This is a genomic window from Paenibacillus sp. FSL k6-2145 (assembly GCF_037976585.1).
Classification (GTDB): Bacteria; Bacillota; Bacilli; order Paenibacillales; family Paenibacillaceae; genus Paenibacillus.
Map to the genome: position 1 here is coordinate 5,039,028 of NZ_CP150267.1, position 15,663 is coordinate 5,054,690.

Genomic DNA, 15,663 nt, shown 5'->3' on the forward strand with positions numbered 1-15,663 from the left:
ATTTTAACCCATACTTTCATATAAGGCAAATTTCAGACAAAAAGGTGCAATATTTTTTAATATGGCGTTGAGTTGTGCAGGATATAACGCTTATAATATACAAAGAATTAAGTCTATATAGAAAAGGTGTCATGAATGAGCATATTAAATGTAGAAAAATTAAGTCACGGTTTTGGTGACCGTGCTATCTTTAACGACGTTTCATTCCGCCTCTTGAAGGGCGAACATATTGGTCTGATCGGGGCTAATGGTGAAGGTAAATCCACCTTCATGAACATTATTACAGGAAAACTTCAGCCGGATGAAGGCAAGGTGGAGTGGTCCAAACGGATGCGTGTTGGTTATCTGGACCAGCATGCTGTATTAAACAAAGGCCAATCGATCCGTGACGTACTTCGCGGCGCGTTCCAGTATTTGTTTGACATGGAACAGGAAATGAATGATATGTATGGCAAAATGGGCGATGTTACCCCGGAGGAACTCGAACAACTTCTTGAAGATGTGGGTACGATTCAGGATACACTGACAAACCAGGATTTCTACATGATCGATGCCAAAGTGGATGAAACCGCACGTGGTCTGGGTCTGACGGATATCGGTCTGGATAAAGACGTCAATGACCTGAGTGGTGGACAGCGTACCAAAGTACTGCTTGCTAAGCTGCTGCTGGAAAAACCCGATATTTTGCTCCTCGATGAGCCTACGAACTATTTGGATGAATTGCATATCGAATGGCTGAAACGTTATTTGCAGGAATATGAGAATGCATTTATCCTCATTTCTCACGATATTCCGTTCCTGAACAGTGTAATCAACTTGATCTATCACATGGAGAACCAGAATCTAACTCGTTATGTGGGCGATTATGATCATTTCCAGGAAGTGCATGAGATGAGAAAACAGCAGCTGGAGTCGGCTTACAAGCGCCAACAACAAGAGATTGCTGACCTCAAGGATTTTGTAGCGCGGAATAAAGCAAGTGTTGCTACACGTAATATGGCGATGTCCAGACAGAAGAAACTCGACAAGATGGATGTCATCGAGATCGCCAAGGAGAAACCGAAACCGCAGTTCAATTTCCGTGATGCAAGGACATCCGGCAAGCTCATTTTTGAAACCAAAGGTCTTGTAATTGGATACAACGAACCGTTATCCAGACCACTGGATCTGCGTATGGAGCGCGGACAGAAAATCGCCCTTGTTGGTGCGAACGGAATCGGTAAAACAACCCTGATGCGCAGTATTCTGGGTGAAATTCAGGCTCTGGAAGGAACCGTTCAACGCGGTGAACATCTGGAGATTGGTTACTTCCAGCAAGAGATGAAGGATGCCAACTACAATACGTGTATTGAAGAGATCTGGCAGGAGTTCCCTTCCTATACCCAATTCGAGGTGCGTGCTGCACTTGCAAAATGTGGTTTGACTACAAAACACATTGAGAGCAAGGTAGCTGTACTAAGTGGTGGCGAGAAAGCCAAAGTGCGTCTCTGTAAGCTGATCAATAACGAAACCAACCTGCTTGTACTCGATGAGCCGACGAACCATCTGGACGTTGATGCCAAGGAAGAGTTGAAACGTGCGCTCAAGGCTTACAAAGGCAGTATTCTTCTGATCTCCCATGAACCGGAATTCTACCGTGATGTAGTTACGGAGACTTGGAACTGTGAGTCGTGGACCACGAAAGTATTCTAATTAGAGGTTGTTCAAAAAGTCCGCTTTTGATTACGAATCACGTGCGAGCTTGCGAACAAGCTCGAAGGGTGAGAAAAGGCGCGAATTTTGCTTGCAAAACAGGCAGAACTCGCGCTTTTTTTGCGTGGTTTTAACGAAAAATGTTTGAGCCCAATTCACAGTTGACAGCTTGAATAAGGCAATAATATAATTCAGGAAAGCGATTACATTTATATACTAAAAACCTGTTTCACTGCATAGGGGCAAAGAAAACACGGTATTCCGTATGGGTATCATTGCACTTAGAAGGGAAGACGGGTCTTTTTTTGCACTTCAATGAAACCGGTTTCATTAAAATAAGGAGGTGGACAAACGCTCGTTACTGACCACTGGTTGCTGAGGATAGGCTGAACAACAACACCGCGTATCCAAGAACCATGCTTTCATCTTTCACGTCAAAGGAGAGAATGAACATTGGATAAACTCAGGAAACCCATGATATTTATGTTATCTGCAACACTTGCGCTGTCTTCCGGACCGTTGTTGCTGCCGAGTAAGGCGTATGCCGATCTGAACAGTATACCCGCCACGTTGCTGCAGGACGATTTTTCGGATGGGGATTACACGGAATCACCTGCGTGGAACGTAAGCTCAGGCAACTGGGAAGTGATTTCTGACCCGACAGATGCGTCCAACTCCACGCTTTTCCAGAGCGATACCAATGAAGGCATCATTTCTACTGGAGACTCCATGTCGGACATGACCGTGTCCATGCGCTTTTACACGGGAGCCGGTCAGGGGTATCCGGGAATATTGCCGCGGTTTCAGGATAAGAGCAACTTTTACTATTTTCAAATGCAGGTTCCCAATAATAAACTCGTTTTCTCCAAAAGGGTGAACGGAACAGATACTACTTTGAAAACGGTGGATTATGCGTTTGCCAAAAATACATGGTACACACTTAAAGTGGTGTTATCAGGTACCAACATTCGCGGATATATCGCAGAAAACGGCTCCGATCGGTTAGTATTTGATCTGGTCGATACTACATACGGGTCAGGTACCGTGGGCATTCGGAATAAGTGGCAGTCGGTACATGCAGATGACGTGATCATTGCGGAGCAGCCGCCTGGGAACGATATTCAGCTCTCCATTGCGGAGCAGACGGCGTCTTCGGTTTCACTGCAATGGTCTGAAATCGTAGGTGCATCAGCCTATCGCCTGTACCGTTCCTCTACGCCTGAAGGCGGTTATTCTCTGGTAACCAGTACCGGATCTTTGGAACATACGGATGTAGGATTAAGCGGGGATACGGTGTATTATTACAAGCTCGCTTATGAATACGGAGGCCTAACTGAATCATTATGGACTGCTCCGCTGGAAGTTCGGACGACTGCGGCGGCACCACAGGCTCCTGGCGAATTAAAGGCCGAAGCACTCAACGCAAAGAGCGTGAAGCTATCTTGGTCCGCCGTGGACAAGTCAACGGGTTATCGCGTGGTTCGGGCCGAAGCTGGCAGTGAGCAATACGAGCAAATCTATGAAGGGAAAGGGCTCACATTTACGGATATTGCACTTGAGCCGGGCACCCGCTACAGCTATCGTGTGACGGCCTTTAATGCAGCTGGTGAGTCAGCATTCTCCGTAGCAGAAGCTACTACGTACTCCATTGACTCTCCAGCAGAGTTTGCTGCCACAGCTGTGACGGATACTTCAATCTCTCTGGGGTGGAATGCCCTTGCTGGATCTGATGTAACGTATACGCTCTCCAGGTCTACCAGTGCTACGGGTACGTATCAACAGGTCTATAGTGGCAATGAAAACACATTTAACGATAGTGGTCTGACGATGGGCACAGGATATTTTTACATCATTCAGGCGACCGTGGACGGCGTAACTTCTCCAGCATCCGCACCGCTTGGTGTTGCCACAGTTCGCACGAGCATTACACCAGGGCAATTGTGGCCAGATCTGGACGGTAAGCCGATTGATGCGCATGGGGCAGGCTTTTTCTATGATGAACAGACGGAGACCTATTACTGGTATGGCGAATATCATAAGGGCGGCTGGCCAGCTGTTGGTGTGCGTGTGTATTCATCCAAGGATCTGATGAATTGGACGGATGAAGGCATGGCGCTAACAACACTTCAATCCATGGATGATTTTGACAATGACCCGTTGATCTCCAAATTGTATGCGGGGCGTGAGGACCGCGTGGATATCTGGGCAGATATTCGCAAAGGACGGATCATTGAACGACCAAAGGTCATCTACAACGACAAAACGAAAAAATACGTGATGTGGGCCCACATGGACGGCGACAAGGACCCCTATAACGATAATGCGAATTATGGTAAGGCGAGGGCCGGTTATGCGATCAGCGACTCTCCAACAGGGCCTTTTGTGTATCAGAAGAGTTACCGGATGGACAGAGCCCCGGAAGGGGAGAAAGATTACTTTCCAAGCGATAAGGGTATGGCACGTGACATGACGTTGTTCAAGGACGATGACGGCACCGGTTATCTGATCTACTCCAGCGAAGAAAACCTGACGCTGTATATCTCCAAACTGAATGAAGACTACAGTGACGTAACAGGGTGGCATAAGGAAGGACGAACGGACGACAAAGGCAATCCGGTACGAGATTCTACCTATCAGGCGGAATACGGCGTAGATTACGTGCGAGTGTTCCCGGGAGGGCAACGTGAAGCACCGGCGATGTTCAAGTATCAGGGGAAATATTATATTTTGACTTCCGGAGCTTCTGGCTGGGCCCCTAACGAAAACAAAGTGACGGTTGCGGACAACATCTTTGGCCCATGGTCAACGCAGACCAATCCGTTCGTGCGTACGTTGCCAACAGATCCCGATCCAGGCAAGGCATTTGGCACACAGACCACTTCCGTCATTCCAGTCGATCCTGAAAAAGGCAAGTTCATTTACGTGGGGGATACGTGGAATGGTGGCAACTTCTCGAATGATGCTGCAAAATACGTGTTCTTGCCAATTGAGTTTGGAATAGGCTCGGATATCGCGATCAAGTGGTATAACAGCTGGACACCTGATCTGCTGAATTCGATGGGCAAGGTAGATATTGCTGATCCGTTGCCAGAAGCCGTGGCGCTAGGCAAAGTACCATCCCTGCCAACAACATTGAATGTGCGCGAGGGTGGAGCACTGGTATCAACGCCAGCAGTATGGACGATTGATAACCGGGCCATGACGGCAGAAGATTTTGCTAAGCCAGGACCGCTTACGTTGCAGGTAACGACACCGGAATATAACAACAAAAAGCAGGCGGTTCGTGTAAACGTCATTCCAGAGAATGCACTATATTTTATGAATAGCGGAGGTTACGAAACGGCTGATTACAATCTCATGGGTGCCTATATGAAAGGAACACTTGCCAACCCGGGAACGGCGGACCAGATGTACGCTCCGGCAGAGGGTCGCAATTGGGGGTATACCAGCGCAGATGCACTGTCATCGGGTTCAAATGGCGGAGATATATTCTCGACCGTACGTTATCTGAACGGTGGCAATGTCAGCAATTCACCTAAAGGCACGGACTTAACCTATAGATTTGATGTGCCAAACGGGACATACGATGTGTACGCCGGATTCAACGATCCGTGGACCAATACATCGCGCAGAGCAAATTTCATCATCAATGGCACCAATACCGGTGCAGTTACTTTTACGCCTGCCAGTGTTAGAGCCCACAAAGGCATCAGCGTGTCGGACAACAAGCTAGAGTTGACCGTGCGTAATACGGCATCGCAGGACCCGATGATTAGTTGGATTATGATCGTTAAACCTGACGCTGTACCACCTGCAAATGATAGTGCTGGCCTTAATGCTGATGCGTTGGATTCAACAAGCGCAACGCTTCACTGGGATGCTCATCTTGGTGCAGCAAGCTACAAGCTCTACCGCTCAGATCGTGAGCAAGGTGAGTACAAGGTGGTCTATAGCGGCAATGGACGGGAGTACACGGACAGTGAACTGAACCCCGGCACGGAATATTATTACAAAGTGGAAGCTTTTGATGCGACGGGGCAATCCGTGAGAGGTGTATCTTCCGCTTATCAGGTGCATACGGCTCAGCAGAGCGCTGTCGATGTAGCTACAAGCATTACAGCATTGGAACAGCCTGCCGCAGGTGCAAAAAAACTGAAGTTACCATCCGTGCCACAAGGTTTCACGGTGAAGATCGCTTCCAGTTCGGTACCGTCCGTCATTCAAACCGATGGAACGATTATCCCACCATCTAAGGAAACAACAGTAACATTGGAGTTGGAAATTACTCGAACTTCTGACGACAGTAGAGCCCTGACTGTACCGTTGACGGTGAAGGTGCTCGCATCTGTTCCTTCCCCTGGAGGTACGGACCCTGGTTCGGGCGGTAATCCAGGCGGCAATTCCGGTGGAAATCCAGGAAATGGTTCTGGTCCAGGCAACAATGACGGACAATCAGGAAGTGGAAGTCCAAGTGCAGAGAATGCTGTACCACAGCCTAAACCGGAGAAAGACCGTTCAGTTCTGGAGTTGCAGGGACAGTCTAACCAAAAGGGTGTAGTGCAGTCCAACGTGGATGTTTCAACGATTAAAGAGGCTTTTAAAGTTGCCCCCTCAATAGATGTGGGTCAGCGCTTGGTCGAACTTCGGCTGAAGCCGGTTTCGGGAGCAACAGCATACGAAGTATCTCTGCCCGCCTCTGCGTTAATAGATCAGGGTGAATCACATGTGTTCAACATTGTTACAGAGCTGGGAATGTTGGAGCTTCCTGCGACACTGGTAATGAAGGATATCGTTGGTGATGGGATTGCATCAATCCGATTTGTCAGAACGGAGCTGCCAAAAACAGTCGCAGATCAGCTTGGCACGCAATATGGAGTCCAGCTTGAACTTCAACTGGATGGTCAACCATGGCCATCGGAAAGCGAGTTGATAGTTCGTCTGCCTTACCAATCATCACAAAATGCTCAGCAGGATCGGATTGTAGCATTTGCCATCGGCGCGAACGGTGTGGCAACCCCATTGCCGCAAAGTTACTACGATTTAAACAGCGGGCAGCTTGTATTTTCTGTAACATCACTCACAGGAAATTATGCTGTTGTGCCTGTGGAGCAGACATTCGCAGATCTTGCAGAAGTGCAGTGGGCCAAGAAAGCAATGGAGGCTTTGGCTGTCCGAGGAGTAATTGATGCTGAGGCAAGCGGTGCTTCCACGCAGTTACATCCAAAAGAGGAGATGACCCGCGGCCAATACATGCAATGGTTGATGACTGCGCTGGGTTTGAATGCTTCTTCCGGGAATGCATTCTCTGATGTAAACGAAAAGGCTCCGTACTACGAAGCAGTTACAGCTGCGCGTTCGCTAGGTATCACCAGTGGTACCGGTAACGGGCGCTTCTTGCCAGAGTCCACGATCACTCGTCAAGAGATGATGACGTTGACGGTGAGAGCTCTTACAGCGGCTGGACTGGTTGACTCCGAGAAGGCTGGAACAGATAACCTTACTCGCTTCCGTGATGCTTCCGAGATTCGCTCTTATGCCCGGGATAGTGTGGCATTACTTGTGGATCTGGGCATCGCCCACGGGTACAACGGTGAGGTGAAACCTCTTGCCGAAGCGACCCGAGCCGAATCGGCTACGTTGTTATATGCGATGATGAGTAAACTGGTATGGAAGAAATGATGATACACCAGAATCGTAGCGTGTGAAAAAGAAGGCTTACTTTGACCTCGGACACAGGTTGGAGTAAGCCTTCTTAATTATATGCCAGCCATGGGTGAAAAGTAATTTACTCAACGAACATGTAGCTTCATGTCGTTTTACAGTTGTTATCTGTGATTTAAATGAATGTTATCTGTAATTTTTGCGAATTGTTAATTGTAATGTTTGCCGATTTGGTATGCTTGCTCCAGCAAGCTTTCGATATGTTCTTTGGATTCTGAAATGGTTTCATAGAGGAATTCAACTCGGGATTCCTGCATTCTTGCATAACCCGCGATCCCGTTATTCAGGTAATTGGAAATCATGTTGTAATAGTCGTATTTATGGAATGAAGCCTCTGTCCCTCCGGCTAGTGCAATCCACAGTGCCTTTTTGGAGTTTGCCTTGTTCAGCAGCCCCATGTTCCATACCTTGTCCAGATAAGCTTTGAGCATGGAGGGAACGTTGTACCACCAGATCGGGAAAACAAATACAATGGCATCAGCCGCAAGCACACGATCCAGCTCTTTGCGAATCACAGGGGAATGCTGTTTATCGGGATTTTGCCAGTCTCGCTCATCTTCTACACGATATAGGGGATCGAATCCGTCATGATATAGATCGAGGATATCGATTTCATGGGAATTCTCCTGCATACCTTCTATAAAACGATTCATCACGGCAAATGTTAGGGAATCCTGTCTTGGGTGAGTAACGACCAGTTTAACTTTCATGTAGGAGTAACCATCCTTTTTTCTTTTTATTTTGGTTAAACATTCTGACCAATGTTATTATAAGTTTCATGACATCTCCTTGAGAAGTACGCACCTGAGAGTGCTGTAGATACTTTGGGGTTCTTCGGTTACTTTTAATAACGGATATACATATATGTGAATTATGGGGGAGTACAAATGGAACAAGAAATGAAAAAATATGAGAGTGGCGTGCAGGCGATGCTGGAACTGGTCGGTGGAAAATGGAGGATTCTTATTCTGCATCAGCTGATATCAGGTAAAAAACGAACAAGTGAACTTCGCAGAGCCATTCCTGGCATTACCCAGAAGGTCCTAACCCAACAGCTGCGTGAACTGGAAAAGAATGAAATCATCCATCGGATCATTCATCCTCAGATTCCGCCCAAGGTAGAGTATGAGCTGACAGAGTACGGCTTGACACTACAGGACATCATTGACCGCATATGTCTGTGGGGAGAAAATCACTTGGACAGAGTATACGGAGATAAAAGCAGAGTCCTAGGAAATGATTTTAGTGACTATATTCCACTTTCAACTTCAACTTGAGCTGGCCGCCAAATTAAAATTAAAACAAAACCGTCCATGATTTGAAAAGGAGGGTTTTTGTTGTTTTTTGTCCTTTATCAGCGAAACTGATAAATGCTATAAAATCATTGAAATTGACCCTCAACACCCGGTGTGTTAGGTTTTAGAGAGAAGAAATTAAATTAATGTGATGATTTTAGTCGGAATTAAAATCGAAGCAATGCGCGAGGTGGCAAACAGTGGAACTTCAAGTGACAAACAGCCCTTTTAATCAAGAACAAGTTGAACTGCTTAATCGTCTTATTCCTACATTGACCGATGGACAACGGACTTGGTTGAGCGGATATATTGCAGCAATTCAGGCAAGCGCGACAATAGCGGCTCCAGCTAACCTGGTACAGGCTGCACCAACTACAGGTATTGCACCTGTCAGTGCTCCGCCAGTATCCCGGGAAGTTACCGTGCTTTTTGGTTCACAAACCGGGAATTCCAGTGGCCTATCGAAAAAGCTGGCCAAGAAACTTGAAGAGCAAGGTCTTCAGGTAACGTTGTCATCGATGGGAGATTTCAAACCGAACGGACTCAAGAAAATTGAAAATCTCCTCATTATCGTCAGTACGCATGGCGAAGGCGAACCACCAGATAATGCGATTCCGCTGCATGAATTCCTGAACAGCAAACGGGCTCCGAAGCTTGAAGGACTTCGTTACTCGGTGTTGGCTCTGGGAGATACCTCCTATGAGTTCTTTTGTCAGACAGGTAAGGACTTCGATAAACGATTGCAGGAGTTGGGTGGTACAGCCCTTGTACCACGCGTGGACTGTGATGTTGATTTTGATGAACCGGCTGCGGAGTGGATGAATGAAGTACTGGCTTCTTTAAGTAGTACTTCTGCTGCTGCGAGCACGGTAACCACTGAGGCTGTTACAGCTGCGGTGAACGGCGGGGAGTCCGAATATGATCGCACGAACCCATTCAAAGCTGAAGTGTTGGAGAATCTCAATCTGAATGGCAGAGGATCGGACCGTGAAACACGCCACATTGAGTTGTCTTTGGAAGGCTCCAGCCTGGATTACGAGCCTGGTGACAGCCTTGGGGTATTCCCTGAGAATCACCCGCGCCTTGTTGATGAATTGATTGCAGCCATGGGATGGAATGCCGATGAGCGCGTGACCGTGAATAAAAACGGGGATCAGGCATCTGTGCATGAAGCGTTGCTGCGTTATTTTGAAATTACAGCTGTGACGAAACCGGTCGTGGAACAACTTGCGAAACTGAATCCTGAGAGTGGCCTGACAGCGTTACTCGCAGATGATTCCGAATTCCGCACAGTCATGAATAGCTGTGATCTGCTGGATCTGGTTCAGGATTATAATCTAAAAGGGATTCCTGCTGCAGAATTTGTAGCTGTTCTTCGCAAAATTCCGGCACGTCTGTATTCGATAGCGAGTAGTTCGAAGTCTTTCCCGGATGAAGTTCATCTTACCGTTCGTACGGTACGTTATGAAGCACGTGGCAGAGAACGTTACGGTGTATGCTCGGTACATCTGGCTGAACGAATCGAAGCTGGCGACACCTTGCCTGTATATATACAGCATAACCCGAATTTCAAGCTGCCTGAGAACCCGGATACACCGATCATCATGGTTGGCCCAGGTACAGGTGTAGCGCCGTTCAGATCTTTCCTTGGTGAGCGTGAAGAAACAGGAGCAGAGGGCAAGACATGGCTGTTCTACGGAGATCAGCATTTCTCCACCGACTTCTTGTACCAGACGGAATGGCAGCGTTGGCTCAAAGATGGTGTACTCACGAAGATGGATGTAGCCTTCTCACGTGATACGGAACAGAAAGTGTATGTACAACATCGTATGCTGGAACACAGCAAAGAACTGTACCAGTGGCTTCAGGAAGGTGCAAGCGTATATATCTGTGGTGACGAGAAAAAAATGGCACATGATGTGCATGCTGCGCTCACCACGATTCTTGAACAAGAAGGCGGCTTATCGCCTGAGCAGGCATCGGAATATCTGACACGGTTGCAGCAGGAGAAACGTTATCAGCGGGACGTCTATTAATTACCGGCCCAGCCGGATTGCACCATCCCGCAGAGACGAGAGGAGAAAGCAGCATGGTTTATAATAACTTACTTAACCCACAGCGCATGAATAGCGATGTGGAAGATATAAAGATCAAAAGTGATTACTTGCGCGGAAGTCTGACCGAAACGTTGGCTGATCGCATCACGGGTGCAATTCCAGAGGACGACAACCGTCTGATGAAACACCACGGCAGTTATATGCAGGACGATCGCGACCTGCGTAATGAGCGTCACAAATCCAAGCTGGAGCCTGCGTACCAATTCATGTTGCGTGTACGTGCTTCCGGTGGAATTGTAACCCCGGAGCAGTGGTTGATGATGGATAGGGTAGCGCATAAATATGCCAATGAGACGATTCGTCTGACCACACGTCAGTCTTTCCAACTGCATGGCGTACTGAAGTGGGATCTTAAGAACACCATTCGCGAAGTAAACGATTCGTTGTTAAGCACACTGGCTGCATGTGGTGACGTAAACCGTAACGTGATGTGTAACCCGAATCCGAATCAATCCGATGTGCATGCTGAAGTGTACGAGTGGGCATGTCAGGTGAGCAATCATCTGGACCCTCGCACCCGGGCTTATCATGAGCTGTGGCTTGACGGAGAGAAAGTGATTGATTCCCAGGACTCCGACGAAGAAGTTGAACCAATCTATGGCAAAGTGTATTTGCCACGGAAGTTCAAGATCGGTATTGCTGTACCACCATCCAATGATGTGGACGTCTATTCACAAGATCTTGGCTTTATTGCTATTGTGGAGAACGGCAAGCTGCAAGGCTTCAACGTTTCCGTTGGCGGTGGCATGGGGATGTCTCATGGTGACGCCAAAACCTATCCTCAGGTGTCCAAAGTCATTGGTTTCTGTACTCCGGAGCAAATGATTGATGTTGCAGAGAAAACAGTTATGATTCAGCGTGATTATGGAGATCGTGCAGTTCGTAAACATGCTCGTTTCAAATATACGCTGGACGACCGTGGTGTAGAGTGGTTTGTTGGTGAGCTGACCAGTCGTTTGGGATGGAAACTGGATGCGGCACGTCCGTATCATTTTGAGACGAACGGAGATCGATATGGTTGGGTAAAAGGTAATAATGGCAGATGGCATTACACGCTGTTCATTCAGAATGGTCGTGTAAAGGATGTTGATGGATATCCGCTCATGACTGGTTTACGTGAAATTGCCAAAGTGCACACGGGTGATTTCCGTCTGACTGCCAATCAAAATCTGATCATCGGTAATATCAGCAGCCAGAAGAAGAAAAAGATTGAAGCACTCATTCAGCAGTATAACCTGACGGATGGGGCACATTACTCTGCGCTGCGCAGAAGTTCGATGGCTTGTGTTGCGCTTCCAACCTGCGGCCTTGCGATGGCTGAGTCCGAACGTTACTTGCCGTCCCTGATCGACAAACTGGAGCCTGTACTGGACGAAGCCGGGCTGAGAGACGAAGAGATTGTTATTCGCATGACGGGTTGCCCGAACGGATGTGCAAGACCGATGCTGGCGGAGATTTCATTTATCGGTAAGGCACCAGGTAAATACAATATGTATCTTGGTGGCAGTTTCACTGGCCATCGACTGAATAAGCTGTACAAAGAAAACATTGGCGAAACCGAGATTCTGGATACGTTGACTCCAATGGTGAACCAATATGCCAGAGAGCGCTATGAAGGTGAACATTTCGGAGACTTTGTCATCCGTGCGGGCTATGTTCCTGAAGTGTTGGATGGTCGACAATTCCACGCTTAATTGACCGGGTAAGATGAACGAAGTCAGGACTGATTTAGTGACGGAAGCATTCCTTAGGGGGTGCTTCTTGTTTGTTATATATGGAGTGAATAGAGGTAGCGTTCGTTGCTGCTGAGAGATTTGTGAGAGGATAAACTGAGGCTAATCTTCAAATGGAGATGGATAATCACCGCAGTTACTCCCATATTTTCGTGGGTATTAACTTGTTGAAGTACGCTCAACAAGATATAATGACATAGTAGAAAGCAGATTACATGTTGAAAGTGAGCGGAAACGATATGGGTCGTAAGTGGAATAATATCAAGGAAAAGAAAGCTTCAAAAGATGCAAACACGAGCCGGGTCTACGCTAAATTCGGGGTTGAGATCTATGTAGCTGCCAAAAAGGGCGAACCGGACCCGGAAGCGAACCGTGCACTGAAAGTCGTGCTGGAACGTGCCAAAACGTATAATGTACCCAAAGCCATTATTGATCGTGCGATGGAAAAAGCTAAAGGCAGCGGGGATGAGAACTATGAAGAGCTGCGTTATGAAGGCTTCGGACCGAATGGTGCGATGGTCATCGTTGATGCACTCACTAACAATGTAAATCGTACAGCGCCGGAAGTGCGCTCTGCGTTTAACAAAAACGCGGGTAACATGGGTGTCAGCGGTTCTGTTGCTTACATGTTTGATCCAACAGCGGTTATTGGTATAGAAGGCAAAAACTCCGAGGAAGTACTGGAACTTTTGCTTGAAGCAGATGTGGATGTACGTGATATCGTGGACGAAGACGATGCTGTAATTGTATATGCAGAACCGGATCAATTCCACGCTGTACAAGAAGCATTCAAAGCTGCGGGTATTACTGAGTTCACAGTAGCCGAGCTGACGATGCTGGCTCAAAACCATATTGAACTTCCAGAGGATGCACAAGCTCAGTTCGAGAAACTGATCGATGCGCTTGAGGATCTTGAAGATGTTCAGCAGGTCTACCATAACGTAGAGTTTGTTTAAGAGAACGAGACGATACGTGGTTTGATTGCATAAAAAGAGTGTCTGACCAATCTGCGGGATTGGACGGACACTCTTTTTTGTTCGTTTACGAGTCTGACTGCAACGTTCCAGGGGACTGCTCTGATTTTTCCGATTTACCCCCACCGAACTTGAATAACACAATTCCACCAACAATGACAAGTACACCGAGCAGCTGATTCCATGAAAAAGGAATTTGCTCCAGACCGAGCCATCCCATGGAATCAAACAATAGAGCAAAGCTCAGTTGGGATGTTAGCACGATCGAGATGGCATATGTGGGACCAAGTAACTTCATGCCTTGCACGAGACAGAAGACTACACCAACACCGATGGCTCCACTGAGCCAATACCAGGGTTGCATATGCTGAAAGCTGAATGTATTTTTGCCCTCCACTAGCAGAGAGATGAGGAACGAAGCAATGAATCCGGTGAAAAGCACCATCGTTGTTGTGGACCATGAACCGGTGCGTTCATTAACTTTGCTATTAAAAATCGTTTGCAGACTGACAAGTGCACCTGCCAGTAGCGCAAGCGAAATACCTGTGATTAACATGGTTGTTGAACTCCTTATTCATAAATGTTGTGACCTGCTATTTCACGTAGACCCGCCCGGTCCTTGATCATAATCAATCCTTGATGTCGTTCAATTAACCCGTCTGCACAGAGCTTCTGGATGACCCGGTTCAGGTGTCGGTAACTGGTGCCGATCAGATTCGCGATGTCGGTCAGATTGAACGCATCCAGCTCTTCATGAACGACGTTACCCGCTTCTTCTGTTGAGATGGAGAGCAGGTAGCTGACTAGACGAACCTCAACGGGATACATCAGGTTGAAATTGGAAAAGTTCGAGTCAATGTAGAATTTGTGAGAGATGATTTTAAGCAGAAATTTAAGTAAAGGTGCATAATCGCTGGCAAGCTCAGCGAGCCATTGATAATGAATGCGAAGCATCACTACAGGTGACACGGCCTGAACCGTATTAACAATATCGCTTTCACGGACATACTCTATGTCACCGACAACTTCAAGCGGTGTTTTGAAACAAAGCACCAGCGTTTTGTCCTGTGCGGAGGTGGTGAAAATCTTGATTTTACCTTCGACTAGCACGTACAAATATTCGGAAGTTTCCCCTTCACGACAGATCAGTTCACACTTCTCAAAGTGGCATAACGTCATATGTGTACGCAGGGGCTCGTGAAATACAGTTTCGAGTTGATATTGCTTCAGATATTGTATTAATTGTTGCTCGTTATGGATTTCTTGCACGCTGTTGTTCACCCCCGACGATATGTTCCAATCCTTCTTCAAAAACTATATTTTCATAATAATGACACCAGTCACCATTAAGGCAATGCCTAGAAATTGCGGCAGTTTCATCTTTTGTTTTACCACGCCAAACCATCCGTTGCTATCCACCAGAAAAGTCAGGAACAGCTGCGCAATGAGCAAGGCCGAGATCGTGAATGTAACCCCAATTTGCTGAATGGCTGTCACTTCGCTGAAAATAATGACGGCACCAAAAGCACCTCCAGCCAGGTACATAGGTTTTACTTGTTTGAGTCCTTGAAGGTTGGTGTCTCTAACAAACATTAGGATCAGCGCTGCTAATATGAATCCTGTCAGTTGTGTAATCGTAGCGGCCTGCCATGTGCCCATGTCGGTGCTAATCCGAGTATTGGCAACACCTTGAAGCGTGATACACGCGCCGCCCAGTAATGCAAAAATAATTCCTCTCATATGTACGCTCCTTATCCAATCACTTCGACTTCTATTATTAAATGATAAATTAACTCTGAACGCCAAGGACAAATGTCCTGAGCTTTGAAGTCACAGCATTTAGAGTACTATAAAGAACTCGGTAAATCCAGAAGGGGCATGAAGAGATGCCGGCATATGTGCTCAGTACTCATTGTTCATCATAATCTAACGAACCAGTGACACCTTTTTTTATTGATTCGATTGAATTGATAAATCTAACGAATCTCAGCGACGTTAAATGGGTTATGTCGGGTAGAAATGGGCGGTAAAATAGGGGGGAATGGAGGAATAGGGTGTCTACGATTCGTTACTTTTGAAAATTGGAAAATATCCACTAAATAGAGTGTGTCAGGTTCGTTAGTTAGCTATC

Annotated in this window: 10 protein-coding genes; 6 read left to right on the plus strand and 4 right to left on the minus strand. The window is 47.0% G+C overall.

Annotated elements, in window-relative coordinates; translation table 11 throughout:
• The first annotated feature begins 135 nt into the window (after positions 1-135).
• Together NZ043_RS22545 and NZ043_RS22550 are read left to right on the plus strand one after the other, a co-directional pair.
• A complete protein-coding gene (locus tag NZ043_RS22545; RefSeq protein WP_017688769.1) occupies positions 136-1,692 on the plus strand; it encodes an ABC-F family ATP-binding cassette domain-containing protein in 1,557 nt (518 codons plus the stop codon).
• 453 nt (positions 1,693-2,145) lie between these two features.
• Positions 2,146-7,371 carry an S-layer homology domain-containing protein gene (locus NZ043_RS22550; protein WP_339309278.1) on the plus strand — a complete coding sequence of 1,742 codons (5,226 nt, stop codon included), beginning with the start codon at positions 2,146-2,148 and terminating at the stop codon, positions 7,369-7,371.
• 191 nt (positions 7,372-7,562) lie between these two features.
• Here the strand turns inward: NZ043_RS22550 and NZ043_RS22555 are convergent, their stop codons facing one another.
• On the minus strand, positions 7,563-8,123 hold the full coding sequence (locus tag NZ043_RS22555) for an NAD(P)H oxidoreductase (RefSeq protein ID WP_133384561.1): 561 nt from the start codon (positions 8,121-8,123) through the stop codon (positions 7,563-7,565).
• Between the two features lie 177 nt (positions 8,124-8,300).
• On the opposite strand from NZ043_RS22555, the gene NZ043_RS22560 reads away from it, so the two are divergent.
• The 4 genes from NZ043_RS22560 (at position 8,301) to NZ043_RS22575 (ending at position 13,514) form a co-directional block, all read left to right on the plus strand.
• Positions 8,301-8,690: a winged helix-turn-helix transcriptional regulator gene (locus NZ043_RS22560; protein ID WP_133384562.1), complete on the plus strand. Its 390-nt coding sequence runs from the start codon at positions 8,301-8,303 to the stop codon at positions 8,688-8,690.
• Positions 8,691-8,908: 218 nt separating this feature from the next.
• Positions 8,909-10,744 (plus strand): assimilatory sulfite reductase (NADPH) flavoprotein subunit, encoded by a 1,836-nt coding sequence (locus NZ043_RS22565; RefSeq protein WP_339309279.1) that lies wholly within the window; start codon positions 8,909-8,911, stop codon positions 10,742-10,744.
• A gap of 53 nt (positions 10,745-10,797) precedes the next feature.
• Positions 10,798-12,519 (plus strand): assimilatory sulfite reductase (NADPH) hemoprotein subunit, encoded by a 1,722-nt coding sequence (gene cysI, locus NZ043_RS22570; RefSeq protein ID WP_133384564.1) that lies wholly within the window; start codon positions 10,798-10,800, stop codon positions 12,517-12,519.
• A gap of 278 nt (positions 12,520-12,797) precedes the next feature.
• Positions 12,798-13,514 carry a YebC/PmpR family DNA-binding transcriptional regulator gene (locus NZ043_RS22575; protein WP_036608916.1) on the plus strand — a complete coding sequence of 239 codons (717 nt, stop codon included), beginning with the start codon at positions 12,798-12,800 and terminating at the stop codon, positions 13,512-13,514.
• Between the two features lie 85 nt (positions 13,515-13,599).
• Here the strand turns inward: NZ043_RS22575 and NZ043_RS22580 are convergent, their stop codons facing one another.
• Genes NZ043_RS22580 through NZ043_RS22590 form a run of 3 tightly spaced genes read right to left on the minus strand, consistent with a single transcriptional unit; the run spans position 13,600 to position 15,272 of the window.
• Entirely contained in the window at positions 13,600-14,088 is a 489-nt protein-coding gene (locus tag NZ043_RS22580; protein WP_062834134.1) for a DMT family transporter, read from the minus strand.
• Positions 14,089-14,102: 14 nt separating this feature from the next.
• Positions 14,103-14,801, minus strand: coding sequence for a cyclic nucleotide-binding domain-containing protein (locus tag NZ043_RS22585; protein ID WP_047842749.1), 699 nt, complete (start codon positions 14,799-14,801; stop codon positions 14,103-14,105).
• A gap of 45 nt (positions 14,802-14,846) precedes the next feature.
• Positions 14,847-15,272: a DMT family transporter gene (locus NZ043_RS22590; protein WP_339309280.1), complete on the minus strand. Its 426-nt coding sequence runs from the start codon at positions 15,270-15,272 to the stop codon at positions 14,847-14,849.
• Positions 15,273-15,663: the final 391 nt, after the last annotated feature.